Origin of the sequence: Kitasatospora sp. NPDC058406, assembly GCF_042722765.1 — a bacterium.
GTDB lineage: Bacteria > Actinomycetota > Actinomycetes > Streptomycetales > Streptomycetaceae > Kitasatospora.
In genome coordinates, this window is the sequence record NZ_JBHXKE010000188.1 from 1 (window position 1) to 19,836 (window position 19,836).

Annotated in this window: 9 protein-coding genes; 7 read left to right on the forward strand and 2 right to left on the reverse strand. The window is 74.8% G+C overall.

The window, feature by feature from the left end:
• Window positions 1–231 precede the first annotated feature (231 nt).
• Genes ACFWOG_RS29525 through ACFWOG_RS29540 form a run of 4 tightly spaced genes read left to right on the forward strand, consistent with a single transcriptional unit; the run spans window position 232 to window position 3,750 of the window.
• Complete coding sequence (locus ACFWOG_RS29525; protein ID WP_329948483.1) at window positions 232–1,077, forward strand: ABC transporter ATP-binding protein; 846 nt, start codon at window positions 232–234, stop codon at window positions 1,075–1,077.
• Window positions 1,074–1,964, forward strand: a complete 891-nt coding sequence (locus tag ACFWOG_RS29530; RefSeq protein ID WP_380361880.1) for an ABC transporter permease — start codon at window positions 1,074–1,076, stop codon at window positions 1,962–1,964. Before ACFWOG_RS29525 ends, ACFWOG_RS29530 begins: the two co-directional genes overlap by 4 nt.
• Window positions 1,961–3,133, forward strand: a complete 1,173-nt coding sequence (locus ACFWOG_RS29535) for a sensor histidine kinase (RefSeq protein WP_329948481.1) — start codon at window positions 1,961–1,963, stop codon at window positions 3,131–3,133. The genes ACFWOG_RS29530 and ACFWOG_RS29535 overlap by 4 nt, the downstream gene beginning before the upstream one ends.
• Window positions 3,130–3,750: a response regulator transcription factor gene (locus tag ACFWOG_RS29540; protein WP_329881424.1), complete on the forward strand. Its 621-nt coding sequence runs from the start codon at window positions 3,130–3,132 to the stop codon at window positions 3,748–3,750. Before ACFWOG_RS29535 ends, ACFWOG_RS29540 begins: the two co-directional genes overlap by 4 nt.
• Before the next feature lie 51 nt (window positions 3,751–3,801).
• On the opposite strand, the gene ACFWOG_RS29545 is transcribed toward ACFWOG_RS29540, so the two are convergent.
• The gene (locus tag ACFWOG_RS29545) at window positions 3,802–5,424 is read right to left on the reverse strand and encodes a flavin monoamine oxidase family protein (RefSeq protein WP_380361888.1); all 1,623 of its coding nucleotides are present in this window, start codon (window positions 5,422–5,424) and stop codon (window positions 3,802–3,804) included.
• A 38-nt stretch (window positions 5,425–5,462) separates the two neighbouring features.
• Window positions 5,463–6,287 carry a carbon-nitrogen hydrolase family protein gene (locus tag ACFWOG_RS29550; protein WP_329948480.1) on the reverse strand — a complete coding sequence of 275 codons (825 nt, stop codon included), beginning with the start codon at window positions 6,285–6,287 and terminating at the stop codon, window positions 5,463–5,465.
• A 151-nt stretch (window positions 6,288–6,438) separates the two neighbouring features.
• On the opposite strand from ACFWOG_RS29550, the gene ACFWOG_RS29555 reads away from it, so the two are divergent.
• From ACFWOG_RS29555 to ACFWOG_RS29565, 3 genes are all read left to right on the forward strand, one after another.
• Window positions 6,439–6,939, forward strand: coding sequence for a PH domain-containing protein (locus tag ACFWOG_RS29555; protein ID WP_329948479.1), 501 nt, complete (start codon window positions 6,439–6,441; stop codon window positions 6,937–6,939).
• A complete protein-coding gene (locus ACFWOG_RS29560; RefSeq protein WP_380361884.1) occupies window positions 6,936–8,597 on the forward strand; it encodes a PH domain-containing protein in 1,662 nt (553 codons plus the stop codon). The genes ACFWOG_RS29555 and ACFWOG_RS29560 overlap by 4 nt, the downstream gene beginning before the upstream one ends.
• Before the next feature lie 236 nt (window positions 8,598–8,833).
• Window positions 8,834–19,836: type I polyketide synthase (locus ACFWOG_RS29565; protein WP_380361886.1), on the forward strand; the 11,003-nt coding region annotated here is incomplete at its 3' end.

Below are 19,836 nucleotides of genomic sequence, written 5' to 3' on the forward strand. Positions count from 1 at the left end.
CCCGCGTCGGGGTGCTCCGCCGGGCACCCACGAGGGGTCGACCGGCCGACGGGTGTCCACGCTCGGAGGCTAGACCCGGCGCCCACCGGGCCCAACCCCTAGCGGACCCCGGTCGGTCGGTGCCCGGACGGTCCGCGCACGACGTCCGCCGACCGGTGTCGTCCGATCGACGGACAACTGTCGGTCCACCGGCCGTCGCGGCCCACCGGCCCGGCGGCCGAAGCTGGCACGGTGACAGAAGCGGTGCAGGTACGCGGCCTACGCAAGGCCTATCAAGGGGCTCCCGCCGTCGACGGCGTGGACCTGGACATCGGGGACGGCGAGATCTTCGCGCTGCTGGGCCCCAACGGAGCGGGCAAGACGACGACCGTCGAGATCCTCGAAGGGTTCCGCAAGCGCGACGCCGGCAGCGTCCGGGTGCTCGGCGAGGACCCGGAACGCGCGCCCCGGCGCTGGCGGTACGGCATCGGACTGGTGCTGCAGAACGCCTCCGACATGGCCGACATGACCGTCACGGAGACCGTGCGCCACTTCGCCGGGTACTACCCCGCCCCCCGCCCGGTCGACGAGGTGATCGAACTCGTCGGCCTGACCGGCAAGGCCGGGAGCAAGGTGCGGACGCTCTCCGGCGGGCAACGGCGGCGGGTCGACGTCGCGATCGGCGTCGTCGGCCGGCCCCGGCTGCTGTTCCTCGACGAGCCCACGACCGGATTCGACCCGGAGGCGCGCCGCCAGTTCTGGTCGCTGATCCGCCGGCTCTCCGAGGAGGACGGCACCACGATCCTGCTGACCACCCACTACCTGGACGAGGCCGAGGCACTCGCGCACCGGGTGGGCGTCATCGCCGCCGGCCGGATCCTCGCCGTCGACACCCCGGCCGACCTCGGCGGGCGCGCGTCGGCCGAGGCCACCGTGAGCTGGTCCGAGAACGGCGAGCCGCGTCAGCTGCGCACCGCCGGCCCCACCGCCGCCGTGGCGGAGCTCTCCGCCCGGTTCGACGGCGAGGTCCCCGGACTGGTCGTCACCCGGCCTTCGCTGGAGGACGTCTACCTCGACCTGATCGGAGGCTCCCGATGACCACCGCGTCCACCGAAACCGCCGCGCCCGCCGGGACCACCGCGCCCGCCGCGTCCACCGGGCGCCCGGCCCCGGGCACCGCCCGGGAACCGTCGGTCCTCGGCCTCTGCCTGGCCCGCGGCGGGGTCGAGCTCCGCCAGTTCTTCCGCGAACGCACCGCCGTGATCTTCACGTTCGCACTTCCGGTCGTGCTGCTGACCCTGCTCGGCTCGATCTTCGACCGGCAGCTCGGTGCCTCCGGCATCCCCTCCAGCCAGCTGCTCGCCGCCGGCATGATCGCCGGCGGGATCGGCTCGACCTGCTTCGTCAACCTCGCCGTCAGCATCACCAGCGACCGCGAGGACGGCACGCTCAAGCGGCTGCGCGGCGTACCGATGCCGCCGATCGCCTACTTCGTCGGGAAGATCGTGCTGGTCCTGGTGACCGCCGTGGCCGAGATGGTGATCGTCCTGGCCGTCGGCGTGCTCTTCTACGACCTGCCGTTGCCCACCGACGTCACGCGCTGGGCGACGTTCGCCTGGGTCTTCCTGCTGGGCGTGACCGGCTGCGCGCTGCTCGGCACCGCGATGAGCAGCGTTCCGCGCTCGGTGCGCGGCGCGGCACCCATCGTCAACCTGCCGTTCCTCGTCCTGCAGTTCGTCTCGGGTATCTTCATCGTGCCGCTGACCACGCTGCCGACGGCGTTGCAGCACATCGGCGCCGTGTTCCCGCTCAAGTGGATGGCACAGGGCTTCCGCTCGGTGTTCCTCCCCGACTCGGCGGCCGGTGCGGAACCGGCCGGCGCCTGGGAGCACGGACGCATCGCCCTGGTGCTGGCGGCCTGGTGCCTCGGAGGTCTGATCCTGTGCCTGACCACGTTCCGCTGGCAGGGAAGGAAGGACGGTTGAGTCGCGCCCCCGACGAGTGGCTGCGCTGGCAGCCGGTCTGGGACGCGTACTTCGTCCTGGTCAGCGCGGCCGGCCTGGGCGGCGTCCTGCTCACCGGCGGCCCCGGCCCCGCCCGGCGGGCCGGGGCCGCCGCGCTGCTGGTCCTGCTGGTCGCCGCGCACCTGGTGCTCGGCCGGCGGCTGATCCGCACCGGCCGGGGCACCCGGCAGGCCCTGCTCTACCAGCTGGGCGTGGTCCTGGTGTTCGCCGCCGCGGTCGGACTGACGACCAGCAGCGCGCTCGTCCTGTTCGCGCTGTGCGCGCCGGCGTTCATGACCACCGGCCCGGTCGCCGGCACGCTCGCCGTGCTGGCGATGAACCTGGTCTGGCTCGGGGTCGCGCTGGCCGGGGACACCTTCCCCGGCTCCGGCGGGCTGCCGGCCGTCCTCGGGACGACGGTCGCGGCGCTCTCGGTCGTCCTCGGCGTCTGGGTGAGCCAGATCATCCGGCAGAGCACCGAACGGGCCGTGCTGATCAGGGAACTGGAGGCCGCCCGGGCCGAGCTCGGCCGGGTGTCCTACGAAGCCGGACGGGCCGCCGAACGCGAGCAGGTCGCCGACGTCGTCCACGACACCCTCGCCCAGGGCCTGTCCAGCACGATCATGCTGCTGCAGGCCGCCGGCTCGGCGCTGGAGGCCGACCCCGCACGGGCCCGCCACTACCTGGAGGTCGCCGAGGCCACCAGCCGCGACAACCTGGCCGACGCCCGGGCGCTGATCACCGCCCGCCCCCTGCCCGAGGCCACCTCCGCCTCCCTCGTCGACGGGCTCCGCCGCGAGGTCGACCGCCTCCGGGACGTGCACGGCATCGACGCCACCCTCCAGGTGGACGGCGCCCCCGATCCGGCAGACACCGCGCTCAACGTCGACCTGCTCCGGCACGCGCAGGAGGCACTGAGCAACGTCCGCAAGCACGCCGCGGCCGGCCGCGTCGAGGTCGTCCTCGCCACCGACGCCGGCGGCGTCCGGCTGGAGGTGCACGACGACGGCGGCGGGTTCGCCGCCGACACCGCCACGGCCGGCCACGGCCTCCCGCTGATGCGGCGGCGGCTGCGCCAGGCCGGCGGCGAGCTGGAGGTCGACTCGGCGCCCGGCGAAGGCACCTCCCTCCGGATCCGGGTGCCCGCATGACGATCACCGTCCTGCTGGTCGACGACCACCCGGTGATCCGGGCCGGCATCCGCGCGATGCTCCACGACCAGCCCGAACTGACCATCGTCGGCGAGGCGGTGTCCGGCTCCGCCGCCCTGGCCGCCGCCCGCGAACTGACGCCCGACGTCGTCCTGATGGACCTGCGGATGCCCGACGGCGACGGTGTCGGCGCCACCGAGGCCATCCTCGCCGAGCTCCCCGCGACCCGCGTGGTGATCCTCACGACCTACCGGACCGACGGTGACATCCTCCGCGCGGTCGAGGCGGGGGCCGTCGGCTACCTGCTGAAGGACACCTCGCCGGCCGAACTCGCCCAGGCCGTCCGGGCCGCCGCGCGCGGCGAGACCGTGCTCTCCCCGGCGGTCGCCGCCACGCTCCTCGGCCGGGTCCGCCAGCCCCGCACGGAGACGCTGTCCCGCCGGGAGGCCGAAGTCCTGCGCCTGGTCGCCGAAGGGCTGACCAACGCCGCCGTCGGGCGCGCCCTGCACATCACCGAGGCCACCGTGAAGACCTACGTCGTACGGATCTTCACCAAGCTGGGCGTGTCCGACCGCACCGCCGCCGTCATGGCGGCGGTGCAGGCCGGAATCCTCTGAACGGGACGGCGGACCGCCGCCCGGTGCCCTCCGACCGGCGGACCGTCCCGTTCAGGAGGGCAGCTCGATCGGCGCGAGCGCGGGGAAGTCGTCCCCCGGGCCCGGGTTGCCGGCGGGCGTCCGGCCGCCGAGGTGGTGCAGGACGCCCCAGACGGCGTTGAGCGCGGTGGTCACCGCCCCCTCGGCGAACCCGCCGGTCCACGACACGTCGTCACCGGCGAGGAAGACCCCGCGCTGGTGCGCGGGAAGCGCGTCCTGCACGAAGTGCGTGAACAGGCGCCGCTGGTAGCGGTACTGGCCGGGCAGGTTGCTCTTGAACGCGCCCATGAAGTGCGGCTCGGTCTCCCACGTCACCGCGACCGGCGGCGCGATGATCCGGCTGCGGACGTTCACGTCCGGATAGATCCTGCGCAGGTGCCGGAGCATGACGTCCAACCGCTCGCCGGCCGACAGCGCGGCGGTCTTCAAGGAGTCGTCGTTCCAGGTGTACGACAGACACATCACCCCCGGCGCGTCCGGGCCGTCGTCGAACAGGTAGACGCCCCGCGGCGCCCGGTCGGTGAGCGTCATCCCCATCACCGGACGCCCCGTCCGGTCGTCCACGTCCTGCCAGAACGGCCGGTCCACCAGCGCGAACAGCTTCGAGGCGCCCATGTAGTGGGTGCGCTCGACCGCGGTCCACACGTCGTTCGGGAACAGGTCCTCGGCCGTGTCGATCCCGGACAGCAGCAGCCGCACCTGCGGAGTCAGCACGGCCGCCGCGAACTCGGCGGCCCCCTCGGCCGTCTCCACCACGATCCCGCCGTCGCTCCGGGAGAGCCGGGTGACCGCGGGCCGCGGCCCGTCGGGGTGCAGATCCGCCAGCGAGGTGCCGGCCGGCCAGTACGCCGACCGGGCCGGCGCGTGCCGCCACAGCCGCAGGGGGAGCTGCTGGGCGCCGCCGGTCAGCTCCCGGTGACCCTCGTCGGCCCCGGTGTAGACGACCCGCAGGATCTCCAGCATCGAGTTGGGGAAGTCGGTGTCCCAGCCGCCGGAACCGAAACCGACCTGACCGAAGATCTCCCGGTGCCGGAACGACGCGAACGCCGACGAGGACGCCAGGAAGCCGTAGAAGGACTGGTCGTCCAGGAGCGGCACCAGCCGGTTCCAGATCGCCTTGATCATGGCCGTGTCCCGGCGGCGGATCGCCGAGTCCATCGCGCTGAAGTCGGCGCCCTCCTCCAGCACCTTGGTCCAGGCGTCGTAGACCTCCTGGTACGCCGACGGCAGGTCCTCCGGCACCCGGGCGAAGTGCCGGTCGCCGTTCACGTCGACGACGGTGTGCGGCGTCGCCGCGGCCATCGGGTTCGGGAACGGCCGGGTCTCCAGCCCCACCAGGCCGATGTAGTGGAACAGCGTCGTGGCCGAGGCCGGGAACCGCATCGCGCCCAGCTCCGCGACCGTCCCGGGATGCCCCGGGAAACTCGCGGTCCGCATCCGGCCGCCGAGCTCCCCCGCCTCGAACACCACCGGACGCAGACCCAGACGCATCAGTTCGTACGCGGCGACCAACCCGGAGATCCCGCCGCCGACCACCGCGACCGGCGTACCCAGCCGCCCGGGCGGAACCGACCCCAGACCGTCGGCGTGACGCACCCACCGGTCGTGGGCGAAGGGGAAGTCGGGGCCGAGCATGGTGACCGGCGGCGCCGACAGGTCCGCCGCGAAGGCGGTCACTGCGCAGCGCCGTACAGTTCGGGCCGCCGGTTCAGCAGGTACGGGGTGGCCCGCCGGCTCGCGTCGATCGCCGCGCGGTCCACCTCGGCGACGAACAGCGCCTCGGCGTCCCCGGGCCCCTCGGCGCGGAGCACCCCGTCCGGGCCGACCACCCGGCCGAGCCCGCAGTAGCCGTGCGGCCCCGCGCCGTACCAGTTGACGTAGGCCACGAAGAGCTGGCTCTCGAAGGCCCGCGCCGCGACCAGCGTCCGGGGGACGAACTCCCACGGGCGGACCAGCGCCGTCGGCACGACCAGCAACTCGGTGCCGGCCAGCGCGTGCGCCCGCACGGTCTCCGGGAACTCCACGTCGTAGCAGATCAGCAGACCGACCGTGAGCGAGCCCAGCTTCGCCTGGACCACCAGCCGGTCACCGGGCGCGAACACCGAGCGGTCGAACTCGCCGTACAGGTGGGTCTTGCGGTACCGGGCCGCCACCGCGCCGTCGGAGCCGACGAGCTGGACGCTGTTGTAGACGCCCCCGTCGGCCAGTTCGGGCCAGCCGTACACGATCGCCAGACGGTTGCGCACGGCGATCTCGCGCACGCCGTCGGCGAGCGCCCCGTCGGCCGGCTCCGCCAGCTCCACCGTGCGGGCCAGGCCCAACTGGTAGCCGGTCGCCGACATCTCCGGCGTGACCAGCAGCTCCGCACCGCCGTCCGCCGCCGCCGCGGCGGCCCGGGCCAGCCGCTCCAGGAAGTCGTCACGGCCCGACTCCCCGCCGATCCAAGCGGGTTGCCAGCACGCGACGCGCGTCGCCTTCGCTGTTTCCGAAGAAGTCATCGTTCGTTCGTCCCGAAATTCGAGGGCGTGATGAGGTGACGGAGAACTGATATCCGGGCCCGACCCGGCCGACAACCCCTAATCGCCTCGGATACCCCAGTGCCCCCGGCGGAGGTTGTCCGTGAATTGGATCGGCCTTTAGAGTGACGAGGTGTCCCGCCGCGAAGTACCGCGCCTCCGACCCCCCCGACACCGGCTCGAACGCCGCGCCCTGGGCTGGTGGAGCGCCCAGGCCGCCCTCGTCGCACTGCCCCCCGTCCTGGTGCTGGCGCTGCTGACCGCGCTGATCCCGCCCGCCCGCACCTGGCTCGGACTCGCCCTCGCGATCGTCTCCGCCGCCGCACTCGCCTACCTACTGGTGATGCCCGCCTGGCGGTACCGCGTCCACCGCTGGGAAGCCACCGACGACGCGGTCTACGCGGTGTCCGGCTGGTTCTGGCAGCGGGCCCGGATCGCCCCGCTGGCCCGGATCCAGACCGTCGACACCGCCAGCGGGCCCGTCCAGCGACTGTTCGGACTGGCGGGCCTCGTGGTGACCACCGCGTCGGCCGCCGGCCCGGTCCGCATCCAGGGCCTGGACCGCCAGGTCGCCGCCGACCTGGCCGAGACCCTGGCCGCCCGCGCCCAGGCCCTGCCCGGAGACGGCCAGTGACCGCAGAGCGCTGGCAGCGGCTGGACCCGCGCATGCCGGCGACCTGCCTCACCTGGCTGGTCCCGCCGCTCTGCTCCACCCTGCTGACCCTGCTGATCACCGGCGGCACCCTCGACCTCGCCGCCGCCATCACGCTGGGCTCCATCGGCCTCACCTGCCTGATCATCGCGACACTCTTCGGCGTCCGGCTCCTGACCACCCGCTACCGGATCACCGACGGGCGCGTCGAACTGCGCAGCGGCCTGCTCTTCCGGCGGCACCGCGCGGTGCCCCGCGACCGGATCCGCAGCGTCGACATCACCGCGAGCCCGCTCCACCGGCTGCTCGGACTGCGCACCGTCCGGATCAGCACCGGCACGCACGTCGCCGCCGACGACCGGCAACTCGCCCTCGACGGCGTGTCCCGGACCTCCGCCGAACACGTCCGGCGCCTACTCGCACCCGACGGGGCGACCGCGGACACCACCCTCGCCGTCCTGCGCCTGAGCTGGCTCCGGTACGCGCCGCTGACCGTCTGGGGCCTCGCCTGGATCGGATTCGTCGCCGGCGGATTCGCCCGCCTGCTCGACTCGCTGCGGATCAACCCCGCCGACGTCGGCTTCCTGCGCGCAGCCTGGACCGGACTCACCGCCCTGCCGCTCTGGGCCGCCGTCACCGTGCCGGTCCTGGCCGTCCTCCTGCTCGGCGCGCTCACCTCCCTGGTGACCTTCGTCGAGACCTGGTGGGACTACCGGCTCGACGAGGTCGACGACGGCACCCTCCGGCTGCGCCGCGGCCTGTTCAGCACCCGCTCGCTCTGGCTGGAACGCCGCCGGCTGCGCGGCATCCAGATCGCCGAGCCCCAACCCCTGCGGCTCGCCCGCGGCGCCCGGCTCAACGCGATCGCCACCGGGCTCGGCACCGCCGACGACCGGTCGACGGCCACCAAGAGCGCGCTGCTCCCGCCGACGTCACGGCAGGAGACCGACCGGGTCGCCACCGCCGTCCTCGGCGAGGACCCGGACTTCCTGGCCGCCCTGCGGCTGGCCCCGGCACCCCGGGCGGCGCTGCGCCGCCGGATCACCTGGGCCCTGGCGGCGGTCGCCCTCGTCGAGACGCCCCTGGTGGTCCTCGGCGTGCTCCTGACCGACGTGCTGCTCCACATCGCCTGGATCTCGGCCCTCGTGCTGCTGCCGTCGGCGCTGGCCGCCGCCGTCGACGCCTACCGCAGCCTCGGCTGCGGCCTGCACGGCAGGTACGTGGTCACCCGCTACGGCACCTACGCCCGGCGCACCGTCCTGCTCGACCGGTCGGGAATCCTCGGCTGGGCCGTCCACCAGTCGGCGTCCCAGCGCAGGGCCGGCCTGGCCACGCTGGTCGCGGTGGTCGCCGCCGGCCGCGGCGGCTACCGGATCCGCGACGTCGCCCTCGCCGACGGTCTCGCGCTGGTCCGCGAGGCGACGCCCGGAATCCTCGACGAGTTCCTCGAGGCGGCACCTGACGGAACGCCCGGTCGGCCCGGGATCCCGGCTCCCGCCGCCGCCGACGACGCAGCCGATGACGCAGCCCCCGCCGCCACCGGTGATGCCGCCCCCTCCGCCGCCGGTGATGCCGCCGCCGAGGACACGCGGCACGGAGCGCTCCGGGCCCGCCCGGACGAGCGGTCCCCCTCCGCCTGAACCCGGATCCGCCACCGGGCCCTCCCGCCGCGGGGACACGGGCACCGACCCGGCGGGCGGGCGCGCCCGCGCGCCGGCCCGCACGTCCGCCGGCACCCGGCCGCGCCCCCCGACCCCCGGGACAGACCCCCTGCTCCCTAGGGGTGCGGTAGGAGCTGTGCCCCGGGAACCGGCTGGTTAGCCTCGCCGAACGGTGTGGGCTATCCACGGTTCTTCTCGCCGAAGGTGAGCGCTTGATGATGAGTTCGTCCGGGGACTTCGGAGCATCCGTGCCGAGCGGCAGTGCCGGAACGGGCACCGGGGCGGGGCCGGAGCTGCGGTCGCGCCTGGCCGCCCTGCCGGCGCCCGAGGCGCAGCAGGTGCTCACCGGTCTGGTGACCGAGCTCGCCGCCGCCGCGCTGCGCCGCCCGGCCGACGAGCCGGTCGCCGCCCACGGCACCTTCTTCGAGACCGGCTTCGACTCGCTGACCGCGGTGGAGCTGCACAGCCGGCTGACCGCCGCGACCGGACTCGCGCTCCCCGTGACGCTGGCGTTCGACTACCCGACGCCCGCCGCGCTCGCCCGCCACCTCTACGCCGAACTGCTCGGCCTCGCCCCGGAACGGGCCGACGGCGACACCGCCGAAGGACACGCCGACGAGCCGATCGCGATCGTCGGCATGGCCTGCCGCTTCCCCGGCGGGGTCGGCTCGGCCGACGACCTCTGGCACCTCGTGGAGTCGGGGACCGACGCGATCGGGGAGTTCCCGACCGACCGCGGATGGGACCTCGACGCGCTCTACTCCGCCGACCCCGACGAGCCGGGCACCAGCTACACCCGCCAGGGCGGATTCCTCTACGAAGCGGCCGGGTTCGACGCCGACTTCTTCGGGATCAACCCGCGCGAAGCGCTCGCCATGGACGCCCAGCAGCGCCTCGTCCTGGAGACCTCGTGGGAGGCGCTGGAGGGCGCCGGCATCCCGCCGGAGACGCTGCGCGAACAGCGCGTCGGCGTCTTCGTCGGCGCCGAGGCGCAGGAGTACGGGCCGCGGCTCCAGGACGCCACCGACGCCCTGGAGGGCTACCTGGTCACCGGCAACGCGGCAAGCGTCGCGTCCGGCCGCGTCTCCTACACCCTCGGCCTCCAGGGCCCGGCGCTCACCGTCGACACGGCCTGCTCGTCCTCGCTGGTCGCACTCCACCTGGCCGCGCAGGCGCTGCGCCAGGGCGAGTGCACCATGGCGCTCGCCGGCGGCGTCGCCGTGATGGCGAGCCCGGCGTCGTTCGTGGCGTTCTCCCGGCAGCGCGGGCTCGCCGCCGACGGCCGGTGCAAGCCGTTCGCTGCCGCGGCCGACGGGACCGCCTGGGCCGAGGGTGTCGGCATGCTGCTGGTCGAGCGGCTCTCCTCCGCGCAGGCCGCCGGCAGGCGGGTGCTCGCCGTGATCCGGGGCTCCGCCGTCAACCAGGACGGCGCGTCCAACGGACTCACCGCGCCGAACGGCCCGTCCCAGCAGCGGGTGATCCGGCAGGCCCTGGCCAACGCGCGGCTGGAGCCGACCGACGTCGACGCCGTCGAGGCGCACGGCACCGGTACCACGCTCGGCGACCCGATCGAGGCCCAGGCGCTGCTGGCCACCTACGGCCGCGACCGGGACGGGGCCGCACCGCTCTGGCTCGGCTCCCTGAAGTCGAACATCGGGCACGCCCAGGCCGCGGCCGGGGTGGGCGGCGTCATCAAGATGGTGCAGGCCCTCCGCCACGACCTGCTCCCGAAGACCCTGCACGTGGACGAGCCGACGCCGCACGTGGACTGGACCACGGGCGCCGTGCGGCTGCTCACCGAGGCCCAGGGGTGGCCCGAGACCGACCGGCCCCGGCGGGCGGCGGTCTCCTCGTTCGGCATGAGCGGCACCAACGCCCACCTGATCCTCGAAGCACCGCCGGCGCAGGACCCCGCGCCCGCGGTGGCCCCGGCGCCCGGCTCGGCCCCCGCACAGGGCGCACCGGACCGGGACGCCGCGGACCGGGACACCACGGCGGCCCGGACGTTCGCGCTGCCGGTCTCGGGACGGACCCCGGAGGCGCTCGCCGGGCAGGCGGCACAGCTGCTGTCGCGGCTGGACCGGCCGGACGCCGGCCTCGCCGACCTGGGCCTGTCCCTGGCCACCACGCGCACCCACTTCGCCCACCGCGCCGTCGTCCTCGGCACGGACCGCGAGCAGCTGGCCGAGGGCCTCGCCGCGCTCGTCGCCGGGAACCCGTCCGCCCGGGTGGTCACCGGGACCGCCGCGGGCCCGGGCTGGACCGCCTTCCTGTTCACCGGCCAGGGCTCGCAGCGGACGGCGATGGGCCGTGAACTGTACGCCACCGAACCGGTGTTCGCCGCAGCCTTCGACGAGGCAGCCTGGTACCTCGACCTGCAACTCGACCGGCCGCTGGCCGACGCGCTCACCGACGGCGACCTGCTCGGCCGGACCGAGTACGCCCAGCCGGCGATCTTCGCCGTCGAGGTGGCCCTGTTCGCGCTGCTCCGGCACTGGGGTGTCACCCCGGACGTCCTGGTCGGCCACTCGATCGGCGAGATCGCGGCCGCCCACGCCGCCGGAGTGCTGTCGATCGCCGACGCCGCCGCCCTGGTCGGCGCACGCGGCCGGCTGATGCAGGAACTGCCGCCCGGCGGCGCGATGCTGGCCGTCCGCGCGACCGAGACCGACGTGCGCGCGGCGTTCCCGGAGATCGACGTCGCGGCGGTCAACGGACCGACTGCCGTCGTGCTCTCGGGAGCCGCGGGCGACATCGACCGGGCCGAGGCGGCGGCGGCCGAGCTGGGCTGGAGGACCACCCGGCTGCGGACCGGCCACGCGTTCCACTCGCGGCTGATGGAACCGATGCTCGCCGAGTTCCGCCGTGTCCTGCGCTTCCTGACGTTCCACGAGCCGAAGCTGCCGGTCGTCTCCACCGTGACCGGACGGCCCGTCGAGCCGGGCCAGTGGAGCGACCCCGCGTACTGGGTCGAGCAGGTCCGCGAGCCGGTCCGCTTCGCCGACGCGCTGGCCGCGCTGGACGGTGTCACGGTGCACGTGGAGCTCGGGCCGGACGCCGTCCTCACCGCGCTCGCACAGCAGGCCGCCCCGGAGACGCTCTGCGTCCCGCTGCTGCGGCGCGACCGGGACGAAGCCGCCACCGCGGCCGCGGCCCTGGCGGCACTGCACGCCAACGGCACGGCGGTGGACTGGCCCGCCCTCTTCCCGCACGCCCGGGTGGTGGACCTGCCGACCTACGCGTTCCAGCGACAGCGCTTCTGGCTGGAGAGCGCTCCGGCGCGCTCCGGTCCGACCGACCCGACCGACCCGGGCGACGCCGGCTTCTGGGCCGCGGTCGACCGCGCCGACCTCCCCGCGCTCGCCGCGGAGCTCGGCGTCGACACCGCGGCCGTGGCCGAGGTCCTGCCGGCGCTCGCCTCCTGGCGGACCCGCAGCCGCGAACGCTCGCTCGTCGACGGCTGGCGGTACCGCGTCACGTGGCAGCCGGCGGCCGAGGCGGGCACCCCGGCCGTGGGCGCAGCGGCGACCGCGACCGCGACGGCGGTGGCGGCGACCGAGGCCGGGAGGGCCGGCCTCACCGGCACCTGGGCACTCGTGGGCGACGACGCCCACGGCCTCGGCGCGCTGCTCGCGGAGCTCGGGGCGACCGTCGTGCCGCTGACCGACGCGGCGGCCGCGGCGGACCTCGACCTCACCGGCGTGGTGGCCTCCCCGTCCTCCGTGGGCGAAGCACTGCGACACGTCCGGGCGCTGGCCGACACCGGCTGCCGCGCCCCGCTGTGGCTGGTGACGCGCGGCGCCGTCTCGACCGGCCGCTCGGACGGCGCCGTGGACGTCGACCAGGCCGCGCTGTGGGGCTTCGGCCGCGTCGTCGGCCTGGAGCACCCCGAGTTCTGGGGCGGCCTGCTGGACCTGCCCGAGGCCGTCGACTCCCGTGCGGCGGCCCGGATCGCCGCCGTCCTCGGCGGCGCGCTGGGCACGGAGGACCAGATCGCGGTGCGCACCGGCGGCGTGCTGGTACGCCGGCTGGAACGCGCGCCGGCGAGCACGGCGGCCCCCGCCTGGCGCCCGCGCGGCACGGTGCTGATCACCGGCGGCACGAGCGGCCTCGGGGCCGAGGTCGCCCGGTGGGCGGCCGACGGCGCCGAACGGCTGGTGCTGGTGTCACGGCGCGGAGCGCGGGCGCCCGGCGCGGCGGAGCTGCTGGCCGAGCTGCCGACCGCGGAGATCCACGCCTGCGACCTGGCCGACCGGTCCGCGGTCGAAGCCCTGCTGACGGCGGTCGGCCCGATCGACTCCGTCGTGCACGCGGCAGGCGTCGGCGAGGACGCGACGCTGGTCGAGGCCGACGACGCCCACCTGGACCGCGTGCTGTCCGGCAAGGTCGACGGGGCGTTGCACCTGGACGCGCTGGTCGGTACGCGACTCGACGCGTTCGTGGTCTTCTCCTCCATCTCCGGAGTCTGGGGCAGCGGCGGCCAGGCCGCGTACGCGGCGGCCAACGCCGCCCTGGACGCCCTCGTCACCCGCCGCCGCGCCCACGGACTGCCGGGCACCGCGATCGCCTGGGGCCCCTGGGCGCGGATCGGCATGGCCGCCGACCAGGGCGAGACCGAGCTGCTGCGCCGCCAGGGCCTCCTCCCGCTGGCGCCCGCCCAGGCGATCACCGCCCTGGCCGCCGCGGTAGGCGGCGGGGACGGCGCCGTCACCGTCGCCGACGTCCGCTGGGCCGAGTTCGTCCCGCTGTTCGCCTCGGCCCGCCCGCGCCCGCTGTTCGACGCTCTGCCCGAGGTCGCGGCGCCGACCGTCGGCGGCACCGTGTTCTCCACCCTGGGCCAGCGCCTCGCGGGCCTCGCCGCAGGGGAACGGGCGCGGTTCGTCGCGGACCTGGTGCGCACGCACGTCGCCGTGGTCCTGGGCCACACGTCCGACGAGGCGGTGGCGCTCGACCGCGCGTTCAAGGAGCTGGGCTTCGACTCGCTCACCGCCGTCGAGCTGCGCAACCGGCTGCAGGCCGCGACCGGCCTGGCGCTGCCGGCGACCCTGGTCTTCGACCACCCCAGCGTCGAGCGGCTGGCCACCCACCTCCTCGAAGAGCTCGGCGGCTCCGTCGACGCGGTCGACGCCGTCGGCGTCCCGCGGACGGCCGCGGCCGACGACGACCCGATCGTCGTGGTGGGGATGGCCTGCCGGTTCCCGGGCGGCGCGGACACCCCCGAGGCGTTCTGGAACCTCGTGGCCTCCGGCGCCGAGGCGATCGGCGGCTTCCCGACCGACCGCGGCTGGGACCTGGACGGCCTGTACCACCCCGACCCGGATCGCGCGGGCACCTCCTACGCCCGGGAGGGCGGATTCCTCTACGGCGCGGGCGAGTTCGACGCCGACCTGTTCGGGATCTCGCCGCGCGAGGCGCTCGCGACGGACCCGCAGCAGCGGTTGCTGCTGGAGACCGCGTGGGAAGCGCTGGAGAGCGGCGGCTTCGACCCGACGGCTCTGCGCGGTGCCCAGATCGGCGTGTTCGCCGGCTCCAACGGCCAGGACTACGCCAGCCAGCGGCACGACGTCCCCACCGACCTGGAGGGGTACCTCGGCACCGGAACGGCCGGCAGCGTCGTCTCCGGGCGGCTCTCCTACACGTTCGGGCTCGAAGGCCCGGCGGTGACGGTGGACACGGCCTGCTCCTCGTCGCTGGTGGCCCTTCACCTGGCGGTGCAGGCGCTGCGGTCGGGCGAATGCTCAATGGCCCTGGCCGGTGGTGTGACGGTGATGTCCACGCCGGACGCGTTCATCGACTTCTCCCGTCAGCGGGGACTCGCCCCGGACGGCCGGTGCAAGCCGTTCGGCGCAGGCGCCGACGGCACCGCCTGGGGCGAGGGCGTCGGCATGCTGCTCGTGGAGCGGCTGTCGTCGGCGCGGGCTGCGGGTCGTCGGGTGCTGGCCGTGGTCCGGGGTACGGCGGTGAACCAGGACGGTGCGTCGAACGGTCTGACGGCGCCGAACGGTCCGTCGCAGCAGCGGGTGATCCGGGCGGCGTTGGCGCAGGCGGGTCTTTCCCCGCAGGACGTCGACGCGGTGGAGGCACACGGCACGGGTACGGCGCTGGGTGACCCGATCGAGGCCCAGGCGCTGCTGGCGACGTACGGTCAGGACCGTGACGGCGAGCCGTTGTGGCTGGGGTCGGTGAAGTCCAACATCGGGCACACGCAGGCCGCGGCCGGTGTCGCGGGCATCATCAAGATGATTCTCGCGATGCGGCACGGTGTGCTGCCCGCGACGCTGAACGCCGACGAGCGTTCCCCGCACGTGGATTGGGCTTCCGGCGCGGTGTCGCTGTTGACGGAGCCGCGTCCGTGGAGCGCCGGGGACCGGCCTCGTCGGGCGGGTGTGTCGGCGTTCGGTGTGAGCGGGACGAACGCGCACGTGATCGTGGAGGAGCCCCCGGCGGTCGAGCCCGCTGCCGTGGCGGCGGCGGAACTGCCTTTGGTGCCGGTGCTGTTGTCCGGCCGGACCCCGGACGCGCTGCGGGCCCAGGCCGAGCGGCTGGGGGCGGTGGCGGGCGAGGACCTGCCCGGAATCGGCCTCGCGTCGCTCTCCCGTGGGGCATTGGCTCACCGGGCGGTGGTCCTCGCCGGTGGGACCGGTGAGTTGATCGGTGGCCTGGACGCGGTAGCTTCCGGGTCGGGTGGTCTGACGGGTGTTGCGGGTGCCGGGCGGGTGGCGTTCCTGTTCACGGGTCAGGGTGCGCAGCGTGCGTCGATGGGCCGGGGGTTGTACGAGGCGTTCCCGGTGTTCGCGGACGCGTTCGACCAGGTGGCGTTGCACGTGGATGTCCATCTGGACCGGCCGTTGGCGGAGGTGTTGGCGGACGAGGAGTTGATCCACCGCACCGGGTACGCGCAGCCGGCGCTGTTCGCGGTGGAGGTGGCGTTGCATGCACTCCTCGCCCACTGGGGTGTGCGGCCGGATGTCCTGGTCGGTCATTCGATCGGTGAGGTTGCCGCCGCTCATGTGGCGGGGGTGCTGTCCCTGTCGGACGCGGCCACGCTGGTCGCGGCACGCGGCCGACTGATGCAGGCCCTTCCGGCCGGTGGGGCGATGCTCGCCGTCGGAGCCTCCGAGGCGGACGTCCTTGCCGCGTTCCCGGACGTGGACGTCGCGGTGGTGAACGGCCCTGGGGCCGTGGTGGTCGCGGGCCTGGAGGCCGAGATCGACGCCGTCGCGGAGGCTGCGGGCGAGCGGGGCTGGAAGTCCAGCCGTCTGCGGACCAGCCACGCGTTCCACTCCCGGTTGATGGAGCCGATGTTGGAGGACTTCCGCGCCGTGGTGCGTGGGTTGTCCTTCGCCGAGCCTTCGGTCCCGGCGGTGTCCTCCGTGACGGGCCGCCCGGTCGGTGTCGGGCAGTGGTCGGACCCGGAGTACTGGGTGGACCAGGTCCGCAAGCCCGTCCGGTTCGCGGATGCCCTCGCGGCGCTCGACGGCGTCACCAGGTTCGTCGAACTGGGCCCGGACGGCGTGCTGTCCGCGCTCGTTCAGCAGCCCGATGCCGTCACCGCGCCGTTGCTGCGCCGCGACCGCGACGAAGTCACCACCGTGCTCACGGCGTTGGCGACCCTGCACGTCAACGGTGTCCCGGTCGACTGGTCGCCGTTGTTCACGGGCGTCCGACCGGTCGAGCTGCCGACCTACGCCTTCCAGCACCAGCGGTACTGGCTGGAGAGCCGGCCCGCGAAGGCGGTGGCCGCCGACCCCGTCGAGGCCGGGTTCTGGGCCACGGTGGAGCAGGGCGATCTGTCCGGCCTGTCCGCGCAGCTCGGCGTCCCGACCGCGTCGCTGGAGAACGTGCTGCCCGCGCTCGCGTCCTGGCGGGCACGGGGCCAGGAGCGGTCACTGATCGACGGCCTGCGCTACCGGGTCACCTGGAAGCCCGCCGACCTGCCGGCCGCAGAACCGGCCGGACGGTGGGCCGTGGTCGGGGACGACGTCCACCGGCTCGGTGAGGTGCTGAGCGGGCTCGGCGCCTCGGTGGTCCGGGTGCCCGCAGGGACCCGCGCCGAACTGGCCGCCCGGTTCGAAGGGCTCGACATCTCCGGCGTCGTGGCGTCGACGACCTCGCTCGGCGACGCGTCGGCGCTGGTTCAGGCCCTGACGGACGTGCGGAACGAGAGCCCGCTGTGGCTGGTGACGCGGGCCGCCGTGACGACCGGCCGGGCGGACAGCCCGGTCGACGTCGACCAGGCCGCGTTGTGGGGCTTCGGCCGGGTGGTCGGCCTGGAGCACCCGGAGTTCTGGGGCGGGCTGCTCGACCTGCCGCCGGTCGTCGACGCCCGTGCGGCCGCGCGGGTCGGTGCGGTGCTGGCCGGAGCGCTCGGCGTCGAGGACCAGGTCGCGGTGCGCGGCGGCGGGGTGGTCGTCCGGAGGCTGGAGCACGCCCCGGCGAGCACGGCGGCCTCCGCCTGGCGTCCGCGCGGGACGGTGCTGATCACCGGTGGCACGGGCGGCCTGGGCGCGGAGGTCGCGCGCTGGGCCGCGGCGAACGGCGCCGAGCGGCTGGTGCTGGTGTCGCGGCGCGGAGCGCGGGCGCCCGGTGCGGCGGAGCTGCTGGCCGAGCTGCCGAACGCCGAGGTGCACGCCTGCGATCTGGCCGACGGGGCCGAGGTCGAGGCCCTGCTGGCCGTCGTCGGCGACGTCGACGCGGTGGTGCACGCGGCGGGCGTCGCTGCCGACGTGCCGCTGCGCGACGCCGACGAGGCGCACTTCCGCGCCGTGCTGTCCGGCAAGGTCGACGGGGCGTTGCACCTGGACGCGCTGGTCGGTACGCGTCTCGACGCGTTCGTGGTGTTCTCGTCGATCTCCGGTGTCTGGGGCAGCGGTGACCAGGCCGCGTACGGGGCGGCGAACGCGGCCCTGGACGGCCTGATCGCCAGACGGCGCGCGCACGGGCTCCCGGGAACGGCCGTGGCCTGGGGGCCGTGGGCCGAGATCGGCATGGCCGCGGACGACGAGGTCGCGACCCAGCTCCGGCGCCGCGGCCTCGTGCCGCTCGACCCGCGACTGGCGGTGGCCGCACTGGCCGGCGCGGTGAACGGCGACGAGGCCGCACTGACGATCGCCGAGGTCCGGTGGGACGCGTTCGTCCCGGTGTTCGCGGCGACGCGGGCCCGTCCGCTGTTCGACGGTCTGCCCGAGGTGGAGGCGGCGCCGGCCGTCGGCGGCACGGTGTTCTCCACGTTGGCGCAGCGGCTGGCGGGCCTCGCCGCAGGGGAGCGGGAGCGCCTGGTCGGCGAGGTCGTGCGGTCGCACGTCGCCGCCGTGCTGGGTCACACCTCGGCCGAGGGACTGGAACCGGGGCGGGCGTTCAAGGAGCTCGGCTTCGACTCGCTGACGGCGGTGGAGCTCCGGAACCGCCTCCAGGGAGCGACCGGACTGGTGCTCGCGGCGACGCTGGTGTTCGACTACCCGAGCGTCGAGCGGCTCGCGGCCCACCTGCTGGGCGAGCTGAGCGGCTCGGTGGACGCGGTGCTGGCGCCGGTGGGCACGGTGGCCGCAGGCGACGACGATCCGATCGTCATCGTGGGCATGGGCCTGCGGCTCCCCGGCGGGGCGGACACCCCGGAAGCGTTCTGGGAGCTGGTCGCCTCCGGTCGGGACGGGATCGGGGCGTTCCCGACCGACCGTGGCTGGGACCTGGACGGGCTGTACCACCCCGACCCGGACCACGCCGGCACCACGTACACCCGCGAGGGCGGATTCCTCTACGAGGCACCGGAGTTCGACGCCGACCTGTTCGGGATCTCGCCGCGTGAGGCGCTGGCGATGGATCCGCAGCAGCGGCTTCTGCTGGAAACCGCGTGGGAGGCGTTCGAGCGGGCCGGGATCGATCCGTCGTCGCTCCGCGGCGAGCAGGTCGGCGTGTTCGCCGGTGCCAACAGCATCGACTACGCAGACCTGGCGGCGGGGCTCCCGGACGAGCTGGAAGGCCACCTCCTGACCGGAACGGCCGGCAGCGTCGTCTCCGGGCGGCTCTCCTACACGTTCGGGCTCGAAGGCCCGGCGGTGACCATCGACACGGCGTGCTCGTCGTCGCTGGTGGCGTTGCACCTGGCCGCACAGGCGCTGCGTTCGGGTGAGTGCTCGATGGCGCTGGCCGGCGGTGTGGCCGTGATGTCGGGCCCGGAGACCTTCGTTCAGTTCTCGCGCCAGCGGGGCCTCGCGCCCGACGGCCGGTGCAAGCCGTTCGGCGCGGGTGCCGACGGGACGGGCTGGTCCGAGGGTGTCGGCATGCTGCTCGTCGAGCGGTTGTCGTCGGCGCGGGCTGCGGGTCGTCGGGTGCTGGCGGTGGTGCGGGGCACGGCGGTCAACCAGGATGGTGCGTCGAACGGTCTGACGGCGCCGAACGGTCCGTCGCAGCAGCGGGTGATCCGGGCGGCGCTGGCGCAGGCGGGCCTGTCGGCGTCCGACGTGGACGCGGTGGAGGCGCACGGCACCGGTACCGCCCTGGGCGACCCGATCGAGGCCCAGGCGCTCCTGGCGACGTACGGGCAGGACCGTGACGGCGGCGAGCCGTTGTGGCTGGGGTCGGTGAAGTCCAACATCGGGCACACGCAGGCCGCGGCCGGTGTCGCGGGCATCATCAAGATGATTCTCGCGATGCGGCACGGTGTGCTGCCCGCGACGCTGAACGCCGACGAGCCGTCCCCGCACGTGGACTGGGCGTCCGGCGCCGTCGAGCTGCTGACGGAGTCCCGGCCGTGGAACCCCGGGGACCGCCCGCGCCGGGCCGGCATCTCGTCGTTCGGCATGAGCGGCACGAACGCGCACGTGATCCTGGAGGAGCCCCCGGCGACCGAGCCCGTGTCCGCGCCGGTGCCGACGCGGTTGCCGATCGTGCCGCTGGTGCTCTCAGGTCACACCTCCGAAGCTCTGCGGGCTCAGGCCGCGCGCATGCTGGCCTCCGCCGGAGAAGGCGGGGACCCGGCGGTGGCGCTCGGCGCGGCCTCGATCCGGCGTGCCGCGCTGGCACATCGCGCGGTGGTGCTCGCCGGTGACACCGAGGGGTTGACGACCGGGCTGGGCGCGGTAGCTTCCGGGTCGGGTGGTCTGACGGGTGTTGCGGGTTCTGGTCGGGTGGCGTTCCTGTTCACGGGTCAGGGTGCGCAGCGTGCGTCGATGGGCCGGGGGTTGTACGAGGCGTTCCCGGTCTTCGCGGACGCGTTCGA

What these genes read in the sequence shown, in the direction of transcription:
- ACFWOG_RS29545 (WP_380361888.1), bottom strand. Translation starts at nt 5,424, where the DNA reads ATGCTCGGCCCCGACTTCCCCTTCGCCCACGACCGGTGGGTGCGTCAC.
- ACFWOG_RS29540 (WP_329881424.1), top strand. Translation starts at nt 3,130, where the DNA reads ATGACGATCACCGTCCTGCTGGTCGACGACCACCCGGTGATCCGGGCC.
- ACFWOG_RS29530 (WP_380361880.1), top strand. Translation starts at nt 1,074, where the DNA reads ATGACCACCGCGTCCACCGAAACCGCCGCGCCCGCCGGGACCACCGCG.
- ACFWOG_RS29550 (WP_329948480.1), bottom strand. Translation starts at nt 6,287, where the DNA reads ATGACTTCTTCGGAAACAGCGAAGGCGACGCGCGTCGCGTGCTGGCAA.